Raw genomic sequence first — 23,847 nt, forward strand, 5'->3', positions numbered from 1 at the left:
CGGCTTCGGCCCGCCTCGCCCGGCGGGCGGCGGCGGTGCAGGTGGCCGCGGTCGCGGCCCGGGCGGCGGAACCGCTGGTGCGTTCGGTCGCGGTGGCGGCAAGAACAAGGCTCGCAAGTCCAAGCGCACGAAGAGGGCGGAGTTCGAGCTGCGCGAGGCCCCGTCGCTGGGTGGCGTCAGCGTCCCCCGCGGCGACGGCGGAACCGTGGTGCGTCTGCGCCGCGGCGCCTCGATCACGGACTTCGCCGACAAGATCGACGCCAGCCCCGGAAACCTCGTGACCGTGCTCTTCCACCTCGGTGAGATGGCCACGGCCACGGAGTCCCTCGACGAGGCCACCTTCGACGTGCTCGGCAGCGAGCTCGGCTACAAGATCCAGATGGTCTCGCCCGACGACGAGGACCGCGAGCTGCTGCTCGGCTTCGACATCGACATCGACCAGGAGCTGGAAGACGAGACCGACGACGAGCTCTTCGCCCGGCCGCCGGTCGTCACCGTCATGGGTCACGTCGACCACGGCAAGACCGCACTCCTGGACGCCATCCGCAACGCCAAGGTGGCGGCCGGCGAAGCCGGTGGCATCACCCAGCACATCGGTGCCTACCAGGTCGTCACCGAGCACGAGGGCATCGAACGCGCCATCACCTTCATCGACACTCCGGGCCACGAGGCGTTCACCGCCATGCGTGCCCGTGGCGCGCAGGTCACCGACATCGCGATCCTCGTGGTCGCGGCGGACGACGGCATCATGCCGCAGACGATTGAGGCGCTCAACCACGCCCAGGCCGCCAACGTGCCGATCGTGGTCGCAGTGAACAAGATCGACAAGCCCGGCGCGAACCCGCAGAAGGTTCGCCAGCAGCTGACCGAGTTCGGCCTGGTCGCCGAGGAATACGGCGGAGACGTCATGTTCGTCGATGTGTCGGCCAAGCAGCAGACCGGCATCCAGGAGATCCTGGACGCCGTGCTGCTCACCGCGGACGCCGGACTGGACATGCGCGCCAACCCCGACAAGGATGCCCGCGGCGTGGCCATCGAGGCTCGCCTCGACAAGGGCCGCGGCGCCGTGGCGACCGTCCTCATCCAGTCGGGAACGCTGCACGTCGGAGACTCCATCGTGGCGGGCACGGCCTACGGCCGCGTTCGTGCGATGGCCGACGAGAACGGCGTTCCCGTGCTCACCGCGACCCCGTCCCGGGCCGTGCAGGTTCAGGGCCTCTCCAGCGTTCCGAGAGCCGGCGACACCTTCCTGGTCATTCAGGAAGACCGCACCGCTCGTCAGATCGCCGAGAAGCGCGAAGCCGCCGAGCGGAACGCGCTGCTGGCCAAGGCCCGCAAGCGGATCAGCCTCGAGGACTTCACCCGCGCACTCGAAGAGGGCAAGGTCGAGTCGCTCAACCTCATCATCAAGGGCGACGTGTCCGGTGCCGTCGAGGCCCTGGAAGAGTCGCTCCTCAAGATCGAGGTCGACGATTCGGTGCAGCTGCGTATCATCCACCGTGGTGTCGGTGCGGTCACGGAGAGCGACGTCAACCTCGCCACCGTCGACAATGCCATCATCATCGGCTTCAACGTTCGCCCCGACACGAAGGCGCGCGAACGCGCCGCCCGTGAAGGCGTGGACGTGCGCTTCTACTCGGTCATCTACAACGCCCTCGAGGACATCGAGAACTCCCTCACCGGAATGCTCAAGCCCGAGTTCGAAGAGGTGCAGAGCGGTGTCGCCGAGATCCGCGAGGTGTTCAGCTCCTCCAAGTTCGGGAACGTGGCCGGCGTCATCGTGCGCTCGGGTGTCATCACGAGGAACGCCAAGGCGCGGGTCATTCGCAACGGCATCGTCGTCGGCGACAACCTGGGCATCGAGTCGCTGCGACGGTTCAAGGACGACGTCACCGAGGTCCGCACGGACTTCGAGTGTGGTATCGGCCTGGGCAAGTTCAACGACATCCAGATCGGTGACGAGATCGAGACGATCGAACTGAAGGAAAAGCCGCGGGTCTAACGACTTACGGATGATGGGTGCGGGTCTCCGCTGGATTCCCCTAAAAAGGAAAGAGAGCGGGGACCCCTACCCCGATTCCCTTTTTAGGGGAATCCAGCTACGACCCACCGTCTCGGACGGATCGAACCGTCAGTTCCTTGGTGGGGGAGAGCTTGAGAGCGGCAGTAGTTTTTCGAATTTAGGAGTAGTTACCATGGCAGATCCGGCACGCGCCAGGAAGATGGCCGACCGCATCAAGGTCATCGTGGCCAAGCGGCTCGAACGCGGACTCCGCGACCCGCGGCTCGGTTTCGTGACGATCACGGATGTGAAGGTGACCGGCGACCTGCAGCACGCGTCGGTGTTCTACACCGTCTACGGCAACGCCGAGGAACGCGCCGACAGTGCCGCAGCCCTCAAGGCCGCGACCGGGATGCTGCGCAGCGAGGTCGGCAAGAACATCACGGCCAGGCTCACGCCGTCGTTGGAGTTCATCGCGGACGCGATCCCAGAGAACGCCGCCCTCATCGACGACCTCCTCCGGGAGGCGCGTGAGCGCGACACCGAGGTCGGCGAACTCGCCCGCACGGCGAAGTACGCCGGCGACGAGGACCCGTACGTCAAGCCCCGCGTATACGACGAGGACGAGGACGAGGTGGCTCCGGTCGTGTCCACCCACGCACACACCGAGGACAAGAACTAGCCCGCCCCGTGGCCGCGCCCGTCGCGTCCATCGAGCCCAGCGCTCTAGCGTGTTCCGAATTCAGGAGAACAGCGAAAATTCCGGGGCACGGCGAGCATCCGTCGCACTGTTCCGGGCTCTTCCGGGCTCTGCACCTGAATTCGGCACGGAGCTCACTCGGGGGGCGCGCTGCGGTGGTCGAGCTTGACGAGAGCGGGTCAGGCGAGGTTACCGGGGCAGGTAGCGCACGAACCGGTACTCGAGTCCGGTGCGCGAGGTGTGCCAGCCCTGCTCCGGGTCGACGGCGGCCCGCCGCCAGCCCGCCGGGATCGCCGGCGCAGCCGTGTCGCCTGGGTAGTCGGCGTTGATCTCGGTGACCTTGAGCACGTCAGCGGCGGCGATGGTCAGCGCGAAGATCTCCAGACCCCCGATCACCCACGCGTCGGTGCCCGGTGCAAGCGCCAGGGCGTCATCGACGGAGTGCGCCGTCACCGCGCCATCCGCCCTCCAGTCCGGCTGGCGGGTGATCACGATGTTGGTCCGGCCGGGCAGCGGCCGGAACCGGGGCGGAAGCGAGTCCCAGGTGCGCCGGCCCATCAGCACGGCGCCGCCATTGGTGAGCGCCTTGAAATGCGCGAGATCCTCCGGGAGGTGCCACGGCATCGCGCCGTCGAACCCGATGACCCGGTTGCTGCTCTCGGCCCAGATCAGCCCGAGGGTCATACCGCGACCGCGGCCTTGATTGCGGGGTGATGCCGGTAGTTCTCCAGGACGAGGTCCTCGAACTCGTAGTCGAAGAGGCTGTCCCGCGGGGTCTGGATGCGCAGGGTCGGTGCGGGGAAGGCGCTGCGGCCCAGCTGCTCGGTGACCTGGGCGACGTGGTTGTCGTAGATGTGGCAGTCGCCGCCGGTCCAGACGAATTCGCCGAGCTCCAGCCCGACCTGCGCGGCCACGAGCTGGGTCAGCAGCGCGTAGCTGGCGATGTTGAACGGCACACCGAGGAACAGGTCGGCGCTGCGCTGGTAGAGCTGGCAGGAGAGCTTGCCGTTGGCGACGTAGAACTGGAACAGGGCGTGGCAGGGAGCCAGGGCCATCTTCGGGATGTCCGCGACATTCCAGGCGGAGACGATCATCCGGCGGGAATCGGGGTCGGTGCGAAGGGTCTCGATGATCTGGGCGAGCTGGTCGATGCTCTCCCCGGATGCCGTCGGCCAGGAGCGCCACTGCACCCCGTAGACCGGGCCGAGGTCGCCGTTCGCGTCGGCCCACTCGTTCCAGATTGTCACGCCGTGGTCGCGGAGCCAGTTCACGTTGCCGTCGCCTCGGAGGAACCAGAGCAGCTCGTAGGCGATCGACGGGAAATGCACCCGTTTCGTCGTGACCAGTGGAAAACCGGCGGCCAGGTCGAAGCGCAGCTGGCGGCCGAAGACGCTCCTGGTGCCGGTGCCGGTGCGGTCGGCCTTGGGCGTCCCGTTCGCGAGGGTGTCGCGGAGCAGGTCTTCATATGGGGTCGGGATCGAAGCAGTCATCGCTACGATCGTACGGTCTCCCCGGGGATTCCGCCGCACGCCGGCGCACCCGGCGCGCGGGTGATTCCCGGGCCCGCCGTCACTGGTGCGGCAGGGTGTAGCCGTCGTCGCCGTGGTGCACGGCGAGACCATCGGAGATCAGGCCGGCCAGGGCGCGCCGGCGCTGGGGCGCATCCGGCCACAAACCGTCGATCTCGGCGTCGGTCACGGGGCGGTGGGTGGCCCGGAGCTCGGCCATCACCAGCCCGCGCACCTGGCGGTCGCTGCCCTCGAACTTCTTCTGCACGGCCTTGCGCGGGCCGTCGTAGGCGGGAGATCCCGCGCCCAGCCAGGCGCAGTCGTCCCGGATCGGACAGGCGTCGCAGCGGGGATTCCTGGCCGTGCAGACGACGGCCCCGAGCTCCATGATGGCGGCGTTGAACGCGGCGGCCTCGGCGCGGTCCGTCGGCAGCAGCGCACTCATCGCGTCGAGGTCGCGGGTGCGGGCCGGCGGTGCGGGTTCGGCCTGTCCGCCGACGGCCCGGGCGATCACCCGGCGGGTGTTGGTGTCGACGACCGGATGCCGGTGGCCGTAGGCGAAGGCGGCAACGGCCCGCGCGGTGTAGTCGCCGACCCCGGTGAGCGCCAGCAGGGCGTCGACGTCGTCGGGCACGACGCCGTCGTGGCGGCGGGTGATCTCGACGGCTGCCGCGTGCAGCCAGAGTGCTCGTCGCGGGTAGCCGAGGCTCGCCCAGGCGCGTACGGCTTCGCCGGGCGGCACAGCGGCAAGAGCGGCCGGTGTCGGCCAGCGTTCGAGCCAGTCCTCCAATCGCGGGATGACCCGGCTGACCGGGGTCTGCTGCAGCATGAACTCGCTGACCAGGGTGCCCCAGGCAGTGAAGCCGTCGCGTCGCCAGGGCAGGTCCCGGCCGTTGGCCCGAAACCAGGCAGTGATGGCGGGGACGATGCGTTTCGCCTGGGCTGTGACCTTCACGCTTTCTAACCTAGGGTCGATTCATGAAGCTTGTCTCCACACCCCGGATCGATTTCCTCCGCGACCTCGCGTCCGAGATCCTCGGCCTCTACGGGCGCGGGCGCACGGTCGTGGCCGTTGACGGCACGGACGACGCGGCCCGCACCGCCTTCGCCGATGATCTGGCCGCGGTGCTGATCGAGCGGGAGCACCCGGCATTCCGGGCGTCGCTGGCCCATTTCCGGAGGTCACGAGCTGAGCAGGAGCGGTTCGGCCCGGAGTCCCCTGAGCGGCTCTTCCGTCATCGCTACGACTTTTCGCTGTTGCGCCGGGTGCTGCTCGACCCGTTCCGGATGGGCGGCAGCACCGGCTTCGTGACCCTGGCGTTCGACCCGGACCGGGACGCCTGGATCGAACCGACCTGGCTGACCGGGCCGCCCGACGCCACCCTGGTGATCGACGGCGACCACCTGAACCGGCGGGAGCTGCGCGACCTCTGGCAGTACAGCGTGCTCGTCGAGACGGCGGCCGAAGCCGCGGACGCCCTCAGCGTCGTTCCTGCAGATATCGAGGGCGACGGTCCGGCTGACCGCGGCGACGAACAGGCCGAGGCCGACCGGCTCTACCGCACCGAGGTGAGGCCACGCAGCCGGGTCGCCGCCGTTGTCGACCTCACCGACCAGACCCGGCCAGAGCGCAGGTTCTTCGACAGCTGCTGACGGGGCCGCGGGACGGGGACCGGGAACGGCGCTCGGACTCGGCGGTAGGGCGGTTCAGCGCAACACGAGCGTCGCGAAACGCGAGCAGACCTCGCCCGGGGTGAGCGCTGTGCCCCATTCCTCGACCTCGTGCACCAGGGCCGTGAGCAGCGCGTTCACCGGCGCAGCCAGCCCCGCCAGCCCGGCCTCGCGCACGACGGCGCCGTTAAGGTAGTCGATCTCGGTGCGCTGGCCCCGCGTGAGGCTCTGCAGGGTGGAGCCGAGGTTCGGCACGTCGCCCATCCGCGCCCGCATCATCCTGGGCAGCACCTGGCCGAGCGACAGCGGCAGCCGCGAGAACAGGCGGAGCCTGACGTCGCCGAGTCCCTGCAGCGCTCCGAACCGCATCCCACGCGCCATGCCCACCCGCACGGTCTCCCGCATGCTGGCCGTCATCACCCGGCGGAGGCCGGGATGGTCGACGACCTCCTGCACGCTGCGGCCGGTGATGGCCGGCAACGAATTGAGCATGTTCACGACGAGCTTCGTCCACTGCGCCCCGACGAAGTTGTCGATCACCCGGGTGGGCACGGCCTCGGCCAGCACATCCCGCCACCCCGCGGCCTCGGCGTCGGCGGCGCCGGAGCCCCGGCCCAGGTAGGTCGGCGCCGGGGTGGTGATGTTCACCCGGCCGGGGGCCGTATAGTTCGCGGCGATGATCGACAGGGCGCCGAAGCATTCGGAGCGGGGCAGCAGACGGGCGGCCGTGGCCACCCCGTCGAGACCGTTCTGCACGACGATCACGGGGGAGCCGTCGAGAACGGCCGCATTGTCCGAGATGGCGGCGGCGGCATCCTGCGCCTTGGTGCAGACCAGGGTCAGATCGGGTGTCTCGAGGAGGCGCTCCAGCGCAACCGGGCGTGCGTGCGCCTCGCCGAACCCTCCGGTCAGACGGATGCCGTCGGCCCGGATGGCGGCCAACCCGGCACCGCGCGCCGTGACGGTCACGTCATGACCGGCCCGGACCAGCAGGGTGGCGAAGGTGCCGCCGAGGGCGCCCGTTCCGATTACCGCGATCTTCATGGCCCCAGCCTAGGTCGCACCGTGCGGGAGGAGCGCCGCCACCGTCCCCGGCCCGGGCGAACGCGGCCCCGATGATTTGGCGCCGATGATTGGCGGATACCATGACAAGGGTGAGCGACGATTCCCGGCAGCCAGACAACGGGCCGCAGGCTCAGCCAGCGCGCAGGAGCGGCTCCGCCAGTGGGCTCGTGCTCATCGATAAACCGCAGGGCTGGACCAGTCACGACGCCGTCGCACGCACCCGCCGCCTCGCCGGCACCCGCAAGGTCGGCCACGCCGGCACGCTCGACCCGATGGCCACCGGCCTGCTCATCCTCGGCATCAACAGCTCGACCCGGCTGCTCACCTACGTCGTCGGCCTGGACAAGGAATACCTCGCCACGATCAGGCTGGGGGTCGCCACCACGACGGACGACGCCGAGGGAGAGGAGCTCGGCCGGGCCCCCGCGGGCGCCGTTGCAGCGCTCACGCCGGAGGTCGTCGTCGCCGGAATCCGGGCGCTCACCGGCGCCATCAGCCAGCAGCCGAGCGCAGTGAGCGCCATCAAGGTCGATGGAGTGCGCGCCTACGCACGCGTGCGCGCCGGTGAAGCGGTGGACCTCCCGGCCCGGCCGGTCACCGTGAGCGCGTTCGAGCTGCTGCAGGAGACGCCCGTCGACGGCTTCCTCGACCTCACCGTGCGAGTGGAGTGCTCCTCCGGCACCTACATCAGGGCCCTCGCCCGCGACCTCGGCGCCGGCCTCGGCGTCGGCGGGCACCTCACCAGCCTGCGCCGCACCCGGATCGGCCCGTTCCGGATCGAGGACGCCTGCCCCCTCGACGAACTCGACGTTGCCTCGGCCCTGATCGGCCCGGCCGCGGCGGCAACGCGCATCCTCGGCCGACTCGATCTCACCGAGCAGCAGACCATCGACCTCGGCCACGGCAAACGCATCGACATCGGCGGCGACCAGGACCGAAGTCCGGCCGGTCCGGTCGCGGCCATCGCCCCCGGCGGGCGGCTGGTCGGCCTGGTCGAGTTCCGCGGCGGGCAGGCCAAGTCCCTCGTCAACTTCCCGCCGGACGACGCTCCGCTCCCCGCCGCTTCCGTCACCCTTCCCGGGCCGGACGGTGCCGCATGATCGAGTGGTTCGCCTGGGCCCAGGTCGCGGTCGCCGTCCTCGGCGGCCTGCTCTGCGTCGGCCTCGGGCTGCTCGGCCGCAAGCCCACCGACCTGTCGATGGGAGCGACCGCCCTGGTCGAGCTGCTCCTCCTGGCGCAGTTCGTCGTCGCCATCGTCGCGCCGTTCACGGGCAACAACGCGAGCGGCAGCCTGCTTGAGTTCTACACCTACCTGGTCAGCGCCATCCTGGTGCCGGTCGCCGCGGCGATCTGGGCACTGATCGAGCGCAGCCGGTGGAGCACGGTCATCCTCGGCGCGGCCTGCCTCGCCGTCGCGGTCATGCTCTACCGGATGCTGCAGATCTGGACCGTGCAGGGGCTGTGAGAAAGCCCCCGCCGGATGCTGCGATAATTACGAAGCCATGACTGGACCCCAGAACGATGCCGAAGTGAAGACGACCGAGGATGCCCCGACCCGTCGGGTGACCGGCATCGGGCGAGTGCTCATCGCCGTGTACGGCATCCTGGCGCTCGCCGCCACCGGCCGGTCCTTCGTGCAGATCGTCTCCAAGTTCGCCGACGCCCCGCTGTCCTACTCGCTCTCCGCCCTCGCCGCCGTGGTCTACATCGTGGCCACCGTGGCCCTGGTCAGAAGCGGGCGCGGCTGGTACCGGGTCGCCTGGATCACCATCGGCTTCGAACTGCTCGGTGTGCTCTTGGTCGGCACCCTCAGCCTCTTCGACCCCTCCTTGTTCCCGCACGACTCGGTCTGGTCGGTCTACGGCCGGGGCTACCTGTTCATTCCGCTCGTGCTGCCGATCCTGGGCATGTGGTGGCTCGCCCGCCGGGCGCCGGGCCGCGGATGAGGATCATCAGGGGGCTCGGCGACATTCCGGCCGACTGGCCCGCCTCCGCCGTGAGCATCGGAAAGTTCGACGGTGTGCACGCCGGCCACCGGGCCGTCATCGCCGAGCTGAAGGCCCTCGCCGACGCCGAGGGGCTTGCCTCGGTCGTGGCCACCTTCGACCGGCATCCGCTCGCGCTGTTGGCGCCGGACGACTGCCCGCAGGCCTTGATCAGCACCGAGCAGAAGCTGAAACTCCTCGGCGAGACCGGCGTCGACGCCGCCCTCGTGCTCGAGTTCAACGATGCCCTCGCCGCGCTCCCGGCCGAGGAGTTCATCGATTCCGTGCTCGTCAACGGCCTGCATGCGAAGCACGTGCTCGTCGGCCGGGACTTCCGGTTCGGTGCCCGCGCCGCCGGCGACGTGCACCTGCTTCAGCGACTCGGCGTCGCCGACGGGTTCGACGTGCGACTGATCGACGATGTGAAGCCCGACAGCATCCGCCGGGTGTCGTCGACCTGGATCCGGGAGCTCCTCGCCCACGGCGACGTGCTCGCGGCCACCGGCCTGCTCGGCCACCTGCCGACCGTTCGCGGCGAGGTCGTGCACGGCGCGGCCAGGGGCAGGGAACTCGGCTTCCCGACCGCGAACCTGTCGCCGGACTCCGAGGGTCTCATTCCTGCCGACGGCGTCTACGCGGGCTGGCTGACGGATGCCGGCGTGCGCTACCCGGCGGCGATCTCCGTTGGCAACAACCCCACCTTCGACGGCGTGGCCCAGAAGCAGGTCGAGGCCTACGTGCTCGACCGGGAGATCGATCTCTACGACCACGTGGTGGAGGTGTCGTTCGTGGACCGGATCCGTGGAATGGTCGCCTTCACGGGCATCGAGCCGTTGATCGTGCAGATGCGGGACGACGTCGAACGGGTGCGCCACCTGCTGTCCTGACTGCCGTCGGTCGCCCCGGTGATTGAGCTCGTCCGGTGATTGAGCTCGTCCCGGTGATTGAGCTCGTCGAAATCACGTGACGCGAGCTGGTCTCGACAGGCTCGACCACCGTCCGGTGATTGAGCGCGTCGAAATCACGTGACGCGAGCTGGTCTCGACAGGCTCGACCNGTGACGCGAGCTGGTCTCGACAGGCTCGACCACCGTCCGGTGATTGAGCGCGTCGAAATCACGTGACGCGAGCTGGTCTCGACAGGCTCGACCTCCGACGGTGATTGAGCTCGTCCCGGTGATTGAGCCTGTCGAAATCAGGCGCGGCGCCCGCCCGGCGTGAAACCCTCGCGACCGAACAGGAACAGCACGATGTCTTCGGCGGCGCCCTCGAACGCCGGTCCCCGGCCGACGCGCCAGAGCGCATCCGTCGCGACCAGGGTGCGCCGGCGCAGAACGGCCTTCACCGGAGTGGGCGCGATCAGCGCGCGGCGGAGCGCCACCGCTCCGGACACGGTCGGCGCCACCGGCAACGTCAGGTCCAGCGCGCGGGCGATGTCGAAGCCGTGCACGACGGCCTCGGTCAGTTCGGTGACGCCGTGCCGGCCGACACCAGCCAGCCGGCCGGCGGCGATCCGGCGCAGCGCGGCGACGAGCTCGGCCGGCTCCGCCTCGGCCGCGGCCCGGCTGAGCACGTCGATCCCTCGGTTCGGGTTCAGGAACCGACCGTCCAGCATCGCGCGGCCGACGCCGCGGACCAACTTCGTATTGATGGTGCCGAGCCGCCAGACCAGGTGGCCCGCGACATCCCGCACCCGCCACTCGCCGCAGAGGCTCGGAGCCTCCCACTGTTCGGGGCTGAGCCCGGCGAGGAGGTCGGCGATGGCCGTGAGGGTCTCCGCGAGCGGCGCGCTCCAGTCGGAACTTGCCCCCGACTCGTCGACGGCCGGGCGTTGGCTGAACGGCAGGTACTTCGTGAATTCCGGCATGGTGTCCAGCCTAGACTTGCCCGGTGATCGACACCCCGAACCGGCACCGGGCCGGGCGCACCCTCGCCCTGGTCGGGATCGTGCTGGTGGCGGCCAACCTCGGGGTCTGAGGTGGATCGGTGCGGAAACTCACGTATGGATATTCGGGTGCTGGCCGATCACGGTCCACTCGGCCGCGACCCTACTCGAACGGATGCCAGCGCTCAACGACCGTCGCCGAGTGATCCTCTCCCAGACTGACGCCGGTCGAGAGAAGGAAGCCCATATTCAGCACGTTGAAACGACACTTCACGGCTTCATCGAGCAGTCACTGGCCGCTGCTGACATTGAGGGCGTCAAGACCGCACTGCGGAAGTTTATCTCTGGCCGCCCTGCCGGAATTGCAGTGGACCGGCGTTCGGACGTCCCGCACGAGATTCCATAGAGGGGCTGTGCGCGCGGCCGCAGCGAGGCCGTGGGCGGTCGTCGCCGTCACGACGACCAGGGACTCTGCATCAGTTGCATGGATGTCTGGATACTCGCAGTGCCACGTGGCGCTGCCCACAGCTCTCCGTCCCCTACGCTGACAACGGCGCTGTGGACTGCGTCCACGCCGAGAGGAACGAATTCGCATGAACGTTGTTGTGCCGGGGGTACCGCCGCTCGAATGGGTCAACGGACGGGGCTCGGCTGAGACGCCCACCAGCGGCGTCCTCATCCTCACCTCTGCCGCTGGCGCCGACTGGACCAATGACGCGTTCGGAGGTCCTCAACAACACGCAGCGACCGCGCTCGGCTTCGCTCCGGCAAAAGACTTTTCGCTGTCGGTCCGCGCCCAGGTGCGGAATGACAGAACAACGTTCGACGCCGCGGTCCTGGCGATCTGGGGCGACCCTGACCATTGGGCCAAGCTGTGCTTCGAGTATTCGCCTCAGGGACAGGCCATGGTCGTGTCTGTGGTGACGAACGAGTACTCGGACGACTGCAACTCAACACTGGTCTCCGAGGAAGCGGTCTACCTCCGCGTTCTTCGCTCCGGGGCGGGCTGGGCGTTCCACTATTCCTTTGACGGCCACAGCTGGGTCTTCGTTCGTGTCTTCCGTCTCGCCTTTGACGGTCCCCTGCGCGTTGGATTCCTGGCACAGGCCCCGATGGGCGACAGGTGTGTGGCCGAGTTCGACAACATCACATACAGCACCAACGTGCCGGCAGACTTCCGAGATGGCAGTTGATTCCGCACGGACGAATGGCGGTTGATGAGTGGGAGCAGCAGGGTTCGTGCAGGTATCGGCTACGCCCTCGGCGCCCTCGGTCCGCTGGTGGTCGGCGTGCCGGCGGTCAGGCGACGAGAGCGGCCCGGTGAATGAGGGCGGCGGCGCCGATCAGCGGGCCGTCCCCGGATAGGGCGGACGGCACCACCCGCACGCGCCTCGCGAACTCGAAGACCGTCCGTTCGTCGACGGCCTCCCGCACGAAGTCGAACAGGTCGGGGGTCACGTGCGAGAAGCCGCCGCCGATGGCGACGACGTCGAGGTCGACCAGGTTGGTGGCCGAGGCGATGGCCTGGCCGATCGCGCGGCCGGCGCGGCGCACGGCGGCCACGGCGACGGGATCGCCGGCGGCGTAGGAGGCCGAGAGCTCCTCGCCGGTCGAGCCGCTCCAACCCTGGGTCCTGGCCCAGGCGACGGTGCGGGGGCCGGATGCGACGGCCTCCAGGCAGCCGATCCCGCCGCAGGCGCACCGGTCGTCGAACCCGCCGACCTCGATGTGTCCGATGTGACCGGCGTTGCCGCTGGGCCCGGACACCGTGGTGCCGCCGAGGATGAGCCCGCCGCCGACGCCGGTGGATACGACCATGCCCATCAGGCTGTCCGCGCCCTGCCCTGCCCCGAGCCAGTGCTCGGCCAGCGTGATGCACAGGCCGTCCAGGCGCACCCGCACCGGTCCAGCCGGAACCAGCCGTTCGACCAGGTCCCGGAGCGGGTACCCACGCCAGGCCGGCAGATTCAGCGGCGAGACGGCCCCGTCGGCCACGGCGATCGGTCCGGCGCTGCCGATGCCGACGCCGACGAAGTCTGACCCGGCCGACAGTCCTCCGAGGGCGCGGCCGACGACCGACACGACTGCGGCGGCGAGTTGCTCGCTCGTGGCCGTTGGGCCGGTGGGGGAACGGTGCCGGCTTGAGGAGAAGACGGCGCCGTGGTCGTCGACCAGGGCGGCCTCGACCTTGGTGCCGCCGAGGTCGACGGCGAGCGCATACGTGGGGGACATGCTCTGAGCCTAGATCGTGGCATCCGTTCGCCCGGTTGCTCAGATGAGCAAGATTTCAAACAGATGTTGATCGGGGCGGGCAGGCAACCTAGGCTGGAGTCAAATCGGATGGAGCGCACCAGAGTGATCGACACTGACGAACTGCTGTCAATTCGTGCCGCCGAGCTGTACTACGAGGAGAACAAGACGCAGGACGAGATCGGCACCCTCCTCCGCCTCACCCGGTGGAAGGTCGGCCGGCTGCTCGCCCAGGCTAAGGCAAGCGGCTTCATCCGGATCGAGATCGTGCACCCCCGGGCCCGCCGGCTCTCGGTCGAGCGCCGGCTCCGCGAGGCCACCGGCCTGACGGATGCGATCGTGGTCTCCTCCGCCGGCGTCGCCGGCGACGAGGAACTGCAGTCCCGCACCGCTCAGGCCGCGGCCGACTACCTCACCGGCCTCCGCCCGGTTCCCCGCACGCTCGGAATCAGCTGGGGTCGGACCCTGCACGAGGTCGCCCTGCACCTCAAGCAGGGCTGGGCACACGGGGTCAACGTCGTGCAGATCAACGGCGGCGTCAGCCTGAACCGGCGTGCCGGGACCGCGGCGGCGACCGCGGTGAACATCGCGCACAAGGCCGCGGGTGCGGCGACGCTGCTGCCCAGCCCGGCCATCCTCGAACGCCTCGAGACCAAACAGGCGATCGAGTCCGACCGTGCCGTCGCCGCGGTGCTGAACCTGGCGACCGCGGCCTCGGCGTACCTCTTCAGCGCCGGACAGGCCGACGAGTTCTCGGCGCTGGTCGACAGCGGCTACCTCACCGCCGAGCAGGTCGCCGAGCTTGTGCGCAAGGGCGCGGTCGGCGACATCGTCGGCCGGTACATCGACAGCAACGGCAACATCGTCGACCCGGAGCTCGACGGGCGCACCGTGGGCATCCAGCTCGAGCAGTTGCGCCAGGCGAAAACGGCGATCGCCGTGATTGCTGGAACTTCGAAGCACGCCATCGCCCGCGCCATTGTCGGTAGCGGGCTCTGCACCGTGCTGGTGACCGATGAAGACACCGCCCTCGCCATCCTCGGCGATGAAGCTTGACCAACCCAAACCGCAAGGACAACTCATGACTAGCAGTCAATTGGCCATGGCCCGGCTGAACACCGGCGAACGTGCACTGGCGCTCCTCGGCGGCGAGGCCACCGACGCGAACCTGCGCCGGTACCTGCACGGTATCCCGGGGATCGACGCCGTCGGCCTCGAACAGCGCGCCGCCGACCTCGGTTCGCGCTCGGTGAAGACCAGCTCGAAGAAGTGGGCGCTCGACAAGATCATCAGCCTGATCGACCTGACCACCCTCGAGGGCGCGGACACCCCCGGCAAGGTGCGCTCCCTGGTCGGCAAGGCCCTCACCCCCGACCCGGGCGACCCTGCCTGCCCCCGGGTTGCCGCCGTTTGCGTCTACGGCGACCTGGTTCCCATCGCCGTTGAGGCGCTCGGCTCCGCCCACGCCGCCGGCACCGACACCGGCGTCAACGTGGCGGCCGTCGCCACCGCCTTCCCGAGCGGCCGGGCATCCCTCGCCGTCAAACTGGCGGATGTCGGCGACGCCGTCGCGGGGGGCGCCGACGAGATCGACATGGTCATCGACAGGGGCGCGTTCCTCTCGGGCCGGTTCGGCCAGGTCTACGACGAGATCGTCGCCGTGAAGGAGGCCTGCAAGCGGGCCGACGGAAGCTTTGCCCACCTCAAGGTGATCCTCGAAACCGGGGAACTGAACACCTACGACAACGTGCGCCGCGCGTCCTGGCTGGCCATCCTGGCCGGCGGCGACTTCATCAAGACCTCCACCGGCAAGATGGTGCCCGCGGCGACGCTGCCCGTCACCCTGTCGATGCTCGAGGTCGTGCGGGACTGGAAGCGCCTCACCGGCGCAAGGGTCGGCGTCAAGCCGGCCGGCGGCATCCGCACCTCCAAGGACGCCATCAAATACGTCGTGACCGTCGCCGAGACCGTTGGCGAGGAATGGCTGACCCCGAGCCTGTTCCGGTTCGGCGCATCGAGCCTGCTCAACGACGTGCTGATGCAGCGCCAGAAGATGACAACCGGGCACTACTCCGGCCCCGACTACGTGACGATTGACTGATCTCGACAGGCTCGATCACCGTCGACAGGCTCGATCACCGTCGACAAGCTCGATCACCGACGACAGGCTCGATCACCGACGACAAGCTCGATCACCGACGACAAGCTCGATCACCGAAGGAATATGATGACTTTTCTTGACTACGCTCCGGCACCGGAGTCCCAGGCCGTGCTGCACCTCCGCCCGGACTACGGCCTGTTCATCAACGGCGATTTCGTCCCCGGCCGGGGCGTTCCGTTCCAGACCATCAACCCGGCCACCGAGAAGCCGATCGCGATGATCGCGCACGCCAACACGGCGGATGTCGACACCGCCGTCGCCGCGGCCCGACGCGCCTACGACCGCACCTGGTCGAAGCTCTCCGGCAGCGACCGCGGGAAGTACCTCTTCCGGATCGCCCGCCTCGTGCAGGAGCGCGCCCGCGAACTCGCCGTTGCCGAGACCCTCGACAACGGCAAGCCGATCAAGGAGAGCCGCGACGTCGACGTGCCCCTGGTCGCCGCGTGGTTCTTCTACTACGCCGGGTGGGCGGACAAGCTCGACCACGCCGGCGTCGGACCGACCCCGTCCTCTCGCGGCGTCGCCGCCCAGGTGATCCCGTGGAACTTCCCCCTGCTGATGCTGGCGTGGAAGATCGCCCCGGCCCTCGCCGCCGGCAACACGGTCGTACTCAAGCCCGCCGAGACCACCTCCCTCACCGCGCTGTTGTTCGCGGAGATCCTGCAGCAGGCCGACCTGCCCGCCGGAGTCGTCAACATCGTCACCGGCGGCCGGGAAACCGGCCAGGCCCTCGTCGGCCACCCCGACGTCAACCTGGTCGCCTTCACCGGTTCGACCGGGGCCGGCCGGGCCATCGCCCGCTCGGTGGCCGGCACCGACAAGAAGGTCATCCTGGAGCTCGGCGGCAAGGCCGCGAACATCGTCTTCGACGACGCGCCGATCGACCAGGCCGTCGAGGGAATCGTCAACGGAATCTTCTTCAACCAGGGTCACGTCTGCTGCGCGGGAAGCCGCCTCCTGGTGCAGGAGAGCATCCACGACGAGGTAATCGACCGGCTCAAGCAGCGACTTTCGACGCTGCGCCTCGGCGACCCGCTCGACAAGAACACCGACATCGGCGCCATCAACAGCGCCGACCAGCTGCGGCGGATCCGTGAGCTCACCGCCATCGGCGAGCAGGAGGGCGGCGAACGCTGGAGCCCGGCGTGCGTGCTGCCGGACAGCGGCTTCTGGTTCGCGCCGACCATCTTCACCAATGTGTCGACCAGCCACCGCATCGCCAGGGAAGAGGTCTTCGGGCCGGTGCTGTCGGTGCTCACCTTCCGCACCCCGGCCGAGGCCATCGCGAAGGCGAACAACACGCCGTATGGCCTGTCCGCCGGGATCTGGACCGAGAAGGGCAGCCGCATCCTCGCCGTCGCCGACAAGCTTCGCGCCGGAGTGATCTGGGCGAACACCTTCAACCGGTTCGACCCGGCCAGCCCGTTCGGCGGCTACAAGGAATCCGGCTACGGGCGCGAGGGCGGCCGCCACGGCCTCGCCTCATATCTCAAGCCCGCCGCGGGGCGGTCAGCCGCCCGCACGGTCGCGACGGCTCCCGCCGAATCCTCGCCGGAGCTCGACGCGAAGGCCCCCGTTTCACGAAAGAAGGCCGCAAAGTGACCCGCCTCGCCGTTCCCAAGACCTACAAGCTCTACATCGGCGGCAAGTTCCCGCGCAGCGAGTCGGGCCGGGTCTACGAGATCCGTTCGCACGGCGGGGGCTTCCTTGCCAACGCCGCGCAGGCCAGCCGGAAGGACGCCCGCGACGCGGTCGTCGCGGCACGGTCGGCCCTCGGCGGCTGGGCCGGCGCCACGGCGTACAACCGTGGCCAGGTGCTCTACCGGATCGCCGAACTCCTCGAGGGCCGCCGCGTGCAGTTCATCGACGAGATCGTGCAGACCGAGGGCGTGACGCCGAACGCGGCATCCGCCCAGGTCGACGAGGCGATCGACCGCTGGGTCTGGTACGCCGGCTGGGCCGACAAGTACGTGCAGGTCGCCGGGAATGCGAACCCGGTTTCCGGTCCGTATTTCAACATCTCCGTGCCGGAGCCCACCGGCGTCGTCGCGATCATCGCCCCGCAGTCCGGCGGCTCGCTGCTGGGACTGGTCAGCGCGGTCGCCCCTGCCCTGGTGGCGGGCAACACGGTCGTCGTCGTCGCCAACGAGACGATGCCGCTGTCCGCGGTCAGCCTGGGCGAGGTCCTCGCCACCAGCGACGTGCCCGGCGGGGTCGTGAACATCCTCACCGGTTCACCCGCCGAGATGGCGCCGTGGCTGGCCAGCCACGCCGACGTGAATGCCATCGACCTCGTCGGGGCCGGTGACCTCGACTGGGTGAACCTGCAGATCGATGCCGCGGAGACGCTCACCCGGGTGCTGCAGCCGGAGAACGGCCCGGATGCCGCGAGCCCGTCGCTCGCGCGCATCGTCGCGTTCACGGAAACCAAGACGATCTGGCACACCAAGGGCCTGATCTAGCCGCACCGCTGCGGCCGGTGGTCGGACCGGTGGTCGAGCTTGGGACCGGTGGTCGAGCTTGTCGAGACCGGGGATCTCGACAGGCTCGATCACCGACGGGAGCGGACCGGTGGTCGAGCTTGTCGAGACCGGGGATCTCGACGGGCTCGATCACCGACGGGCTCGATCACCGACAGGCTCGATCACCGACGGGCTCGATCACCGACGGCAGCGGACCGGTGGTCGAGCTTGTCGAGACCGGCCCGCGAGACGGGCGCTACTCCTCGTGGGGCCGCTCGGTGTTGTCGTCGCGCAGCAGGTCCTCGAGGGCCTGGTCGACCTCGTCGAGCACGGGCTCCGCGCCCTGGGCCGAACTGGTCAGCCGGGCGACCAGATTCTGCGGGTCGTCGAGGTCGGCGCTCGTGGGCAGAAGGTCGGGGTGCGCCCAGAGCTGGTCGCGCGCCTCGTTGCCGACGGCATCCGTCACGGCCTGCCACATGGCGGCGGCCTCCCGCAGTCGGCGGGGCCGGAGTTCCAGCCCGACCAGGGTGGAGAAGGCGGACTCGGCGGGGCCGCCGGACGCCCGGCGCCGCTTGACGGTCTCGGCGATCGCGTCCGCCTTGGGCAGCCGTCCGGTCGCCTCCATCGTGACCACGTCGACCCAGCCCTCGACCAGGGCCAGGATGGTCTCCAGCCGATCGAGTGCGGCCAGTTGCGCGTCGGTCTTCGGCGGGATCAGCGACCCGTTCACCATGGCCTGGCGCAACTCCTCCGGGTTTGACGGGTCGAAGCCCTCCGCCAGTTCCTCGAGTCGGCTGGAATCGATACGGATCCCGCGCGCGAACTCGGTGATCGAACTGATCAGGTGCAGCCGAAGCCAGCGCGAATGGCGGAACAGCCGCGCGTGCGCGAGTTCGCGCACCGCCAGGTAGATCTGCACCTGGTCGGCGGGCACGTCGAGTCCGTCGCCGAACTCGGCGACGTTCTGGGGGACCAGGGCAGCCTGCTGGTCGCTGAGAAGCGGGATCCCGACGTCGCCGCCCGAGACGACCTCGCTCGCGAGCTGGCCGACGACCTGCCCGAGTTGCATCGCGAAGAGGGTGCCGCCGATGCTGCGCATGACCTGGCTCGCACCGGCCATCATACCTTGCAGTTCCTCGGGGGCCTGTTCGGTGAGCACCCGGGTCAGTGAGTCGGAGATACTGGTCGCGACCGGCTCGGCCAGCTGGGTCCAGAGCGGCATGGTCGCGATGACCCATTCCTTGCGGGTCATCAATCGGGGCGACGTGGTGAGTTCGGCGACGGAGATCACATCGTCCAGCCAGAGGGCGGCGATGTGGAAGGCCTGGTCGAGTTCCGCACGCTCTTTCGGGGTCGGCGAGAGGGCCCCGGCGGCGGCGCGTTCCTGTCCCTGGCTCAGCGCGACGTCCCAGTTGATGCCGCCGTCGCCGCGCAGCGCACCCTGCAGCTGGCTCATCAACGCGGCGATGCTCGCGGGGTCGCTGGGCAGTCCGGCGGCGCCGGCGAGTTGGCTCGGATCGATCGACGACTTCCCGGACAGGATGTCGCGCAGCATGTCCCGGAACTCGTCTTCGGGATTGTGACCCTCGTCGGGTCGTGAGTCGTCGGCCACTTCAGGCACCTCTCAGTCGCGTGCCTCTACGCTATCCGGAGATCGCCTATCCGAGCTGGGAAATGTCCTACGCTGGTGGGTCTCTGGTGTCCGCCTGTCGCGAACACGCAACCTGGAAGGAACCCGGTGGCCCTTTTCACCGATGACGCGCCACCGTCCGGCGAACATCCGCATCGATCGGGCCGCGCCGGAAGGGCCGGCTGGATCGTGCTCGGCGTCGCCCTCACGATCGGTCTCATCCTCGGGGTGACCCCGTCGCCGTACGTGATCGAGAAGCCGGGGCCCGTCTACAACACGATCGGCACGGCCAAGCACAACGGCACGGAGACGCCGCTGATCACCATCCCCGGCGAGACCGTGTACCCGACCGAGGGCAGCCTTGACCTGCTCACGGTCTCGTTGATCGGGAACCCCGGCAACCGGCCGAGCTGGCTGAAGGTCGCCGCGGCGTGGCTGGACCCCCGCCAGGCGGTCATCCCCATCGATGCCGCCTTCCCGCCGAACGTCACGACCGAACAGCGGGACGACGAAAACCAGGCGATGATGGTCAATTCGCAGCAGGACGCCATCGCCGCGGCGCTGACCAACCTCGGCTACGACTACCCGACCGTCGTGTCGGTCGTCTCCCTGCCCAAGGATTCCCCGGCGAAGGGGATCATGAAGGCCGGCGACCAGGTCGTTTCCGTGAACGGGGCCGCCGTCGCCGACATCGCCACGCTCCGGAAGGCCCTCAAGGCGAACGGCACCGAGGCCCCCGCCAGCATCGGCATCCTCCGCGACGGCAAGGACCTCACCGTGCAGGTTGCCCCCGTGAAGTCCTCCGGGGCCGTGGTCGTCGGCATCAACGTCACAACCTCCTACGACTTCCCGTTCGACGTGAAGATCCAGCTCGACCAGGTGGGCGGGCCGAGCGCCGGCATGATGTTCGCCCTCGGAATCATCGACAAGCTCACGCCCGGGGCGATCCAGGGCGGGGCGGATGTCGCCGGCACCGGAACCATCGACCAGGCCGGCACGGTCGGCCCGATCGGCGGCATCCGTCAGAAACTCGAGGGGGCCAGTGAGGCCGGCGTCGACTGGTTCCTGGCACCGATAGACAACTGCAACGAGGTCACCGGGCACGTCCCCGACGGGCTCAAGGTCTTCGCGGTGAAGACGCTCGACGATTCGCTGGCGGTGCTGGACGCCATCCGCACCGACGGGAACCTGGCCGAGCTGCCCACCTGCCCGGCCGGCTGATCTCCCAGCAGAGGTTCAGGGCCTCGCGGTCAACGTGCAGGTACGGAACGAAAGCCCTGTCTAGACTAGAGGTTGACCCTAATCGGACAGAGCAAGAGGCCAATTCGTGAGCACAAATTCATCCGCGGGCATCCCCCGACGGAGCAGAGCCCCCCTCGCCATCACGGCCGCGATCATCGCGGGGCTGGTGATTGTATTCTTCATCTTCGCCGGACTGTACGCGGATGTCCTCTGGTTCGACCAGCTCGGCTTCCTCAGCGTGCTGACCACCCAATGGCTCGCCGGCACGGTCCTGTTCCTGATCGGCTTCGTGGCCATGGCCCTCCCGGTCTGGGTGAGCATCCAGATCGCCTACCGGCTCCGCCCCGTCTACGCCAAGCTGAACTCGCAGCTCGACCGGTACCAGCAGGTCATCGAGCCTTTGCGTCGCCTGGCCATGTACGGCATCCCGGCATTGCTCGGCCTGTTCGCCGGTGTCGCCGCAGCGACCCGGTGGCAGGTCGTGCTGATGTGGCTGAACCGCACCACCACCGGCAAGACCGAGCCCCAGTTCGGTTTCGACGTCTCGTTCTACCTCTTCGACCTTCCCTTCTTCCAGGCCGTCCTCGGCTTCGCGTCGGCCGTCGTTCTGATCGCCGCCATCGTGGCCGCCGCGACGAGCTACCTCTACGGGTCGATCCGGGTGAGCGGACGCGACGTGCTCGTCGCCCGTGCTGCCAGGATCCAGATCGCGGTCACCGCCAGCCTCTATCTGCTGCTCCAGGCAGTGAGCATCTGGCTCGACCAGTACTCCACCCTGACCGACACGAATGAGCTGTTCACCGGCGCCGGCTACACCGACGTCAACGCCACGATCCCAGGGCGGGCGATCCTCGCGGGGATCGCAGCCGTCGTCGCCATCCTCTTCCTGGTCACGGCGGTCATCGGCCGCTGGCGCCTGCCCGTCATCGGCACTGCGCTCCTGATCGTGAGCAGCCTGCTGCTGGGCTCGCTCTACCCGTGGGTGGTGCAGCGCTTCCAGGTCGTCCCCAGCGCCAAGACGCTCGAGTCGCCGTATATCAAACGCAACATCGACCTCACCAGGGATGCCTATGGCCTGGCCGACGTCGAGGAGGTCCCGTACAACGCGAGCACCACGGCAGAGCCCGGCGCGCTCCGCGCCGACGCGGAGACCACCGCGAACATCCGCATCCTCGACCCGGCCCTGGTCAGTGACGCGTTCAGCCAGCTCGAGCAGTTCAAGCAGTACTACCAGTTCCCGTCGAATCTCGACGTCGACCGGTACGTGATCGACCAGAAGTCGCAGGACACCGTGGTCGCCGTGCGCGACCTCAAGCTCTCCGGCCTCAACGCCGGCGCCACCTGGGTGAACTCGACCATCGTCTACACCCACGGGTACGGCGTTGTGGCGGCCTATGGCAACCAGCGTTCTGCCGACGGCCAGCCGGTCTTCCTCGAATCCGGCATCCCGAGCAGCGGATCGCTCGGCAAGTACGAGCCGCGGGTGTACTTCGGCGAGAGCTCGCCGACCTACTCGATCGTGGGAGCCGCTGAGGGCAGCAAGCCGGTCGAACTCGACTACCCGTCCGGCACGGAGGGTGCACAGCAGACCTACACGACCTTCACCGGCAACGGCGGCCCGAAGCTCGACAACCCGTTCAACAAGCTGATCTACGCGCTGAAGTTCCAGTCGGAGCAGATCTTCCTCGCCAACGACGTGAACGAGAAGTCGCAGATCCTCTACGACCGCGACCCGGTCACCCGGGTGCAGAAGGTGGCGCCGTACCTCACCCTCGACTCGGACGCGTACCCGTCGGTCGTCGACGGGCGTCTCAAGTGGATCATCGACGGCTACACCACCTCGGCCGGCTACCCGTACTCGACCCCGGTCGGGCTGAGCGACGCGATCGCCGACACCGAGACGCCGCCGCAGCCGTTCGCGCTCGACAACATCAACTACATGCGCAATGCCGTCAAGGCGACGGTCGACGCCTACGACGGTTCGGTCACGCTCTACGCCTGGGACGACAAGGAGCCGATCCTGAAGACGTGGCAGAAGATCTTCCCGTCGACGCTCAAGCCGATGAGCGAGATGAGCGGCGACCTGATGAGCCACGTGCGCTACCCGGCGGACCTCTTCAAGGTGCAGCGCAAGGTGCTCGGCAAGTACCACGTCACCGACCCCGGCTCGTTCTACTCGGTCGACGACGCCTGGACCACGCCGAACGACCCGGTGTCGCCGTCGACGAACACGACCCTGCAGCCGCCGTACTTCCTCACCATGCAGGTGCCCGGGTCGGAGAAGCCGGCCTTCACGCTGTACTCGACCTTCATCCCGGATGCGACCGGAGCGACCAGCCGCAACGTGCTCACCGGTTATCTCGCCGTGGACGCGGATGCCGGCTCCACCGACGGCAAGCGTGCGGCCGGCTACGGCAAGATCAGGCTCCTCACCCTGCCGAAGGACGACACCGTTCCCGGCCCGGGCCAGGTGCAGGCGAAGTTCAACGCGGACCCGACCGTGTCCACCCAGTTGAACCTGCTCAAGCAGGGCCAGTCCAAGGTCCTCAACGGCAACCTGCTCACCCTGCCCGTCGGCGGGGGACTGCTCTACGTGCAGCCCGTCTACGTGCAGTCGACCGGTGAGACGAGCTACCCGTTGCTGCAGAAGGTGCTCGTGGCGTTCGGTGATCAGATCGCCTTCGAAGACACCCTCGACAAGGCGCTCGACGTGCTCTTCGGCGGTGATTCCGGTGCCAACGCCGGCGACACCAGCGTGCCGCCGACCACGACGACCCCGCCGGCCACCGGAACTACGACCCCTCCGACTTCGACCGGCGACCCGGCGAAGGATGCCGAGCTCAAGTCGCTCCTGGCCGTCGCCAAGCAGGCGCTGAGTGACAAGCAGGCGGCCCTGACCGCGGGCGACTTCTCCGCCTATGGCGTGGCCGACAAGAAGCTGGCCGACACCATCGCCAGCATGCTGGCGCTCCTCGGCTAAACACCAGCGCACCATCCGCATACGCGGGTGCTGCGCCGTCCTGTCGGTGGCCCTGCCACCCGCGGCGCGGCGCGGCACCCGCGTATGCGGCGTCTGGGGGGCCTGTGGGGACGGGGGCTGTGGTCGGCCGGTTCGCGAGGCTGTGGTAAATTTGTAGTCGTAGCGCGGGGTGGAGCAGTTCGGTAGCTCGCTGGGCTCATAACCCAGAGGTCGTAGGTTCAAATCCTGCCCCCGCAACCATGAGCCTTTCGCGGAACACCTATTGGGTTTTCATGGAAGCGCTTTGGACGGGCCGGTTCAGCAGAAA

General features: G+C 68.7%; 22 protein-coding genes and 1 tRNA gene. 16 read left to right on the forward strand and 7 right to left on the reverse strand.

The genetic code is table 11. The features are described from left to right. Together infB and rbfA are read left to right on the forward strand one after the other, a co-directional pair. A partial coding sequence (infB, locus tag E3T48_RS08080) for a translation initiation factor IF-2 (protein ID WP_134523562.1) occupies positions 1-2,002 on the forward strand: 2,002 nt, incomplete at its 5' end. Positions 2,003-2,195: 193 nt separating this feature from the next. After that, on the forward strand, positions 2,196-2,684 hold the full coding sequence (gene rbfA, locus E3T48_RS08085) for a 30S ribosome-binding factor RbfA (protein ID WP_134523563.1): 489 nt from the start codon (positions 2,196-2,198) through the stop codon (positions 2,682-2,684). Positions 2,685-2,891: 207 nt separating this feature from the next. Here the strand turns inward: rbfA and E3T48_RS08090 are convergent, their stop codons facing one another. The 3 genes from E3T48_RS08090 to E3T48_RS08100 all read right to left on the reverse strand — a co-directional run bounded on the left by E3T48_RS08090 (position 2,892) and on the right by E3T48_RS08100 (position 5,165). Beyond that, positions 2,892-3,386: a dihydrofolate reductase gene (locus E3T48_RS08090; protein WP_134523564.1), complete on the reverse strand. Its 495-nt coding sequence runs from the start codon at positions 3,384-3,386 to the stop codon at positions 2,892-2,894. Beyond that, on the reverse strand, positions 3,383-4,192 hold the full coding sequence (locus E3T48_RS08095) for a thymidylate synthase (RefSeq protein ID WP_134523565.1): 810 nt from the start codon (positions 4,190-4,192) through the stop codon (positions 3,383-3,385). The genes E3T48_RS08090 and E3T48_RS08095 overlap by 4 nt, the downstream gene beginning before the upstream one ends. 79 nt (positions 4,193-4,271) lie before the next feature. Beyond that, on the reverse strand, positions 4,272-5,165 hold the full coding sequence (locus E3T48_RS08100; RefSeq protein ID WP_241986725.1) for an HhH-GPD family protein: 894 nt from the start codon (positions 5,163-5,165) through the stop codon (positions 4,272-4,274). 23 nt (positions 5,166-5,188) lie between these two features. On the opposite strand from E3T48_RS08100, the gene E3T48_RS08105 reads away from it, so the two are divergent. After that, positions 5,189-5,863, forward strand: a complete 675-nt coding sequence (locus E3T48_RS08105) for a nucleoside/nucleotide kinase family protein (RefSeq protein WP_134523566.1) — start codon at positions 5,189-5,191, stop codon at positions 5,861-5,863. Between the two features lie 54 nt (positions 5,864-5,917). On the opposite strand, the gene E3T48_RS08110 is transcribed toward E3T48_RS08105, so the two are convergent. Further along, positions 5,918-6,925, reverse strand: a complete 1,008-nt coding sequence (locus E3T48_RS08110; protein WP_134523567.1) for a ketopantoate reductase family protein — start codon at positions 6,923-6,925, stop codon at positions 5,918-5,920. Between the two features lie 101 nt (positions 6,926-7,026). On the opposite strand from E3T48_RS08110, the gene truB reads away from it, so the two are divergent. From truB to E3T48_RS08130, 4 genes are read left to right on the forward strand one after another with little or no spacing between them, the layout of a single operon-like run. Continuing rightward, entirely contained in the window at positions 7,027-8,046 is a 1,020-nt protein-coding gene (gene truB, locus E3T48_RS08115) for a tRNA pseudouridine(55) synthase TruB (RefSeq protein ID WP_134523568.1), read from the forward strand. Further along, the gene (locus E3T48_RS08120; RefSeq protein WP_134523569.1) at positions 8,043-8,411 is read left to right on the forward strand and encodes a hypothetical protein; all 369 of its coding nucleotides are present in this window, start codon (positions 8,043-8,045) and stop codon (positions 8,409-8,411) included. Before truB ends, E3T48_RS08120 begins: the two co-directional genes overlap by 4 nt. Positions 8,412-8,448: 37 nt before the next feature. Continuing rightward, a complete protein-coding gene (locus E3T48_RS08125) occupies positions 8,449-8,892 on the forward strand; it encodes a hypothetical protein (RefSeq protein ID WP_134523570.1) in 444 nt (147 codons plus the stop codon). After that, entirely contained in the window at positions 8,889-9,818 is a 930-nt protein-coding gene (locus tag E3T48_RS08130) for a bifunctional riboflavin kinase/FAD synthetase (RefSeq protein ID WP_134523571.1), read from the forward strand. The genes E3T48_RS08125 and E3T48_RS08130 overlap by 4 nt, the downstream gene beginning before the upstream one ends. A gap of 307 nt (positions 9,819-10,125) precedes the next feature. Here the strand turns inward: E3T48_RS08130 and E3T48_RS08135 are convergent, their stop codons facing one another. Beyond that, the gene (locus E3T48_RS08135) at positions 10,126-10,797 is read right to left on the reverse strand and encodes a maleylpyruvate isomerase family mycothiol-dependent enzyme (protein WP_134523572.1); all 672 of its coding nucleotides are present in this window, start codon (positions 10,795-10,797) and stop codon (positions 10,126-10,128) included. Between the two features lie 193 nt (positions 10,798-10,990). Between E3T48_RS08135 and E3T48_RS08140 the strand changes: the two genes are divergently transcribed. Both E3T48_RS08140 and E3T48_RS08145 read left to right on the forward strand, forming a co-directional pair. Continuing rightward, entirely contained in the window at positions 10,991-11,221 is a 231-nt protein-coding gene (locus tag E3T48_RS08140; RefSeq protein ID WP_166789674.1) for a hypothetical protein, read from the forward strand. A 187-nt stretch (positions 11,222-11,408) separates the two neighbouring features. Continuing rightward, positions 11,409-12,008, forward strand: coding sequence for a DUF1349 domain-containing protein (locus E3T48_RS08145; protein ID WP_134523574.1), 600 nt, complete (start codon positions 11,409-11,411; stop codon positions 12,006-12,008). Between the two features lie 106 nt (positions 12,009-12,114). On the opposite strand, the gene E3T48_RS08150 is transcribed toward E3T48_RS08145, so the two are convergent. Then, on the reverse strand, positions 12,115-13,047 hold the full coding sequence (locus E3T48_RS08150) for an ROK family protein (RefSeq protein ID WP_134523575.1): 933 nt from the start codon (positions 13,045-13,047) through the stop codon (positions 12,115-12,117). A 123-nt stretch (positions 13,048-13,170) separates the two neighbouring features. On the opposite strand from E3T48_RS08150, the gene E3T48_RS08155 reads away from it, so the two are divergent. The 4 genes from E3T48_RS08155 to E3T48_RS08170 all read left to right on the forward strand — a co-directional run bounded on the left by E3T48_RS08155 (position 13,171) and on the right by E3T48_RS08170 (position 17,688). Further along, positions 13,171-14,121 (forward strand): sugar-binding transcriptional regulator, encoded by a 951-nt coding sequence (locus E3T48_RS08155; RefSeq protein WP_134523576.1) that lies wholly within the window; start codon positions 13,171-13,173, stop codon positions 14,119-14,121. Between the two features lie 25 nt (positions 14,122-14,146). Beyond that, positions 14,147-15,166 (forward strand): deoxyribose-phosphate aldolase, encoded by a 1,020-nt coding sequence (deoC, locus tag E3T48_RS08160; RefSeq protein ID WP_241986727.1) that lies wholly within the window; start codon positions 14,147-14,149, stop codon positions 15,164-15,166. A gap of 126 nt (positions 15,167-15,292) precedes the next feature. Beyond that, the gene (locus E3T48_RS08165; protein WP_134523577.1) at positions 15,293-16,828 is read left to right on the forward strand and encodes an aldehyde dehydrogenase family protein; all 1,536 of its coding nucleotides are present in this window, start codon (positions 15,293-15,295) and stop codon (positions 16,826-16,828) included. Continuing rightward, positions 16,825-17,688: an aldehyde dehydrogenase family protein gene (locus E3T48_RS08170; RefSeq protein ID WP_134523578.1), complete on the forward strand. Its 864-nt coding sequence runs from the start codon at positions 16,825-16,827 to the stop codon at positions 17,686-17,688. Before E3T48_RS08165 ends, E3T48_RS08170 begins: the two co-directional genes overlap by 4 nt. A 256-nt stretch (positions 17,689-17,944) precedes the next feature. Here the strand turns inward: E3T48_RS08170 and E3T48_RS08175 are convergent, their stop codons facing one another. After that, positions 17,945-19,300 carry a zinc-dependent metalloprotease gene (locus E3T48_RS08175; RefSeq protein WP_420898359.1) on the reverse strand — a complete coding sequence of 452 codons (1,356 nt, stop codon included), beginning with the start codon at positions 19,298-19,300 and terminating at the stop codon, positions 17,945-17,947. A 126-nt stretch (positions 19,301-19,426) separates the two neighbouring features. On the opposite strand from E3T48_RS08175, the gene E3T48_RS08180 reads away from it, so the two are divergent. From E3T48_RS08180 to E3T48_RS08190, 3 genes are all read left to right on the forward strand, one after another. Then, positions 19,427-20,539, forward strand: a complete 1,113-nt coding sequence (locus E3T48_RS08180) for a YlbL family protein (protein ID WP_134523579.1) — start codon at positions 19,427-19,429, stop codon at positions 20,537-20,539. Positions 20,540-20,645: 106 nt separating this feature from the next. Beyond that, positions 20,646-23,540, forward strand: coding sequence for a UPF0182 family membrane protein (locus E3T48_RS08185; RefSeq protein ID WP_241986728.1), 2,895 nt, complete (start codon positions 20,646-20,648; stop codon positions 23,538-23,540). Positions 23,541-23,703: 163 nt separating this feature from the next. Beyond that, positions 23,704-23,780: transfer RNA gene (locus E3T48_RS08190), tRNA-Met, on the forward strand. The last annotated feature ends 67 nt before the right edge of the window (positions 23,781-23,847 follow it).

This window comes from Cryobacterium fucosi, from assembly GCF_004403515.1.
In the GTDB taxonomy this organism is placed as follows: domain Bacteria; phylum Actinomycetota; class Actinomycetes; order Actinomycetales; family Microbacteriaceae; genus Cryobacterium; species Cryobacterium fucosi.

Coding starts and splice junctions, on each gene's coding strand:
- rbfA (WP_134523563.1), top strand. CDS start 2,196: ATGGCAGATCCGGCACGCGCCAGGAAGATGGCCGACCGCATCAAGGTC.
- E3T48_RS08090 (WP_134523564.1), bottom strand. CDS start 3,386: ATGACCCTCGGGCTGATCTGGGCCGAGAGCAGCAACCGGGTCATCGGG.
- E3T48_RS08095 (WP_134523565.1), bottom strand. CDS start 4,192: ATGACTGCTTCGATCCCGACCCCATATGAAGACCTGCTCCGCGACACC.
- E3T48_RS08105 (WP_134523566.1), top strand. CDS start 5,189: ATGAAGCTTGTCTCCACACCCCGGATCGATTTCCTCCGCGACCTCGCG.
- E3T48_RS08110 (WP_134523567.1), bottom strand. CDS start 6,925: ATGAAGATCGCGGTAATCGGAACGGGCGCCCTCGGCGGCACCTTCGCC.
- truB (WP_134523568.1), top strand. CDS start 7,027: ATGACAAGGGTGAGCGACGATTCCCGGCAGCCAGACAACGGGCCGCAG.
- E3T48_RS08120 (WP_134523569.1), top strand. CDS start 8,043: ATGATCGAGTGGTTCGCCTGGGCCCAGGTCGCGGTCGCCGTCCTCGGC.
- E3T48_RS08125 (WP_134523570.1), top strand. CDS start 8,449: ATGACTGGACCCCAGAACGATGCCGAAGTGAAGACGACCGAGGATGCC.
- E3T48_RS08130 (WP_134523571.1), top strand. CDS start 8,889: ATGAGGATCATCAGGGGGCTCGGCGACATTCCGGCCGACTGGCCCGCC.
- E3T48_RS08135 (WP_134523572.1), bottom strand. CDS start 10,797: ATGCCGGAATTCACGAAGTACCTGCCGTTCAGCCAACGCCCGGCCGTC.
- E3T48_RS08140 (WP_166789674.1), top strand. CDS start 10,991: ATGCCAGCGCTCAACGACCGTCGCCGAGTGATCCTCTCCCAGACTGAC.
- E3T48_RS08145 (WP_134523574.1), top strand. CDS start 11,409: ATGAACGTTGTTGTGCCGGGGGTACCGCCGCTCGAATGGGTCAACGGA.
- E3T48_RS08150 (WP_134523575.1), bottom strand. CDS start 13,047: ATGTCCCCCACGTATGCGCTCGCCGTCGACCTCGGCGGCACCAAGGTC.
- deoC (WP_241986727.1), top strand. CDS start 14,147: ATGACTAGCAGTCAATTGGCCATGGCCCGGCTGAACACCGGCGAACGT.
- E3T48_RS08165 (WP_134523577.1), top strand. CDS start 15,293: ATGACTTTTCTTGACTACGCTCCGGCACCGGAGTCCCAGGCCGTGCTG.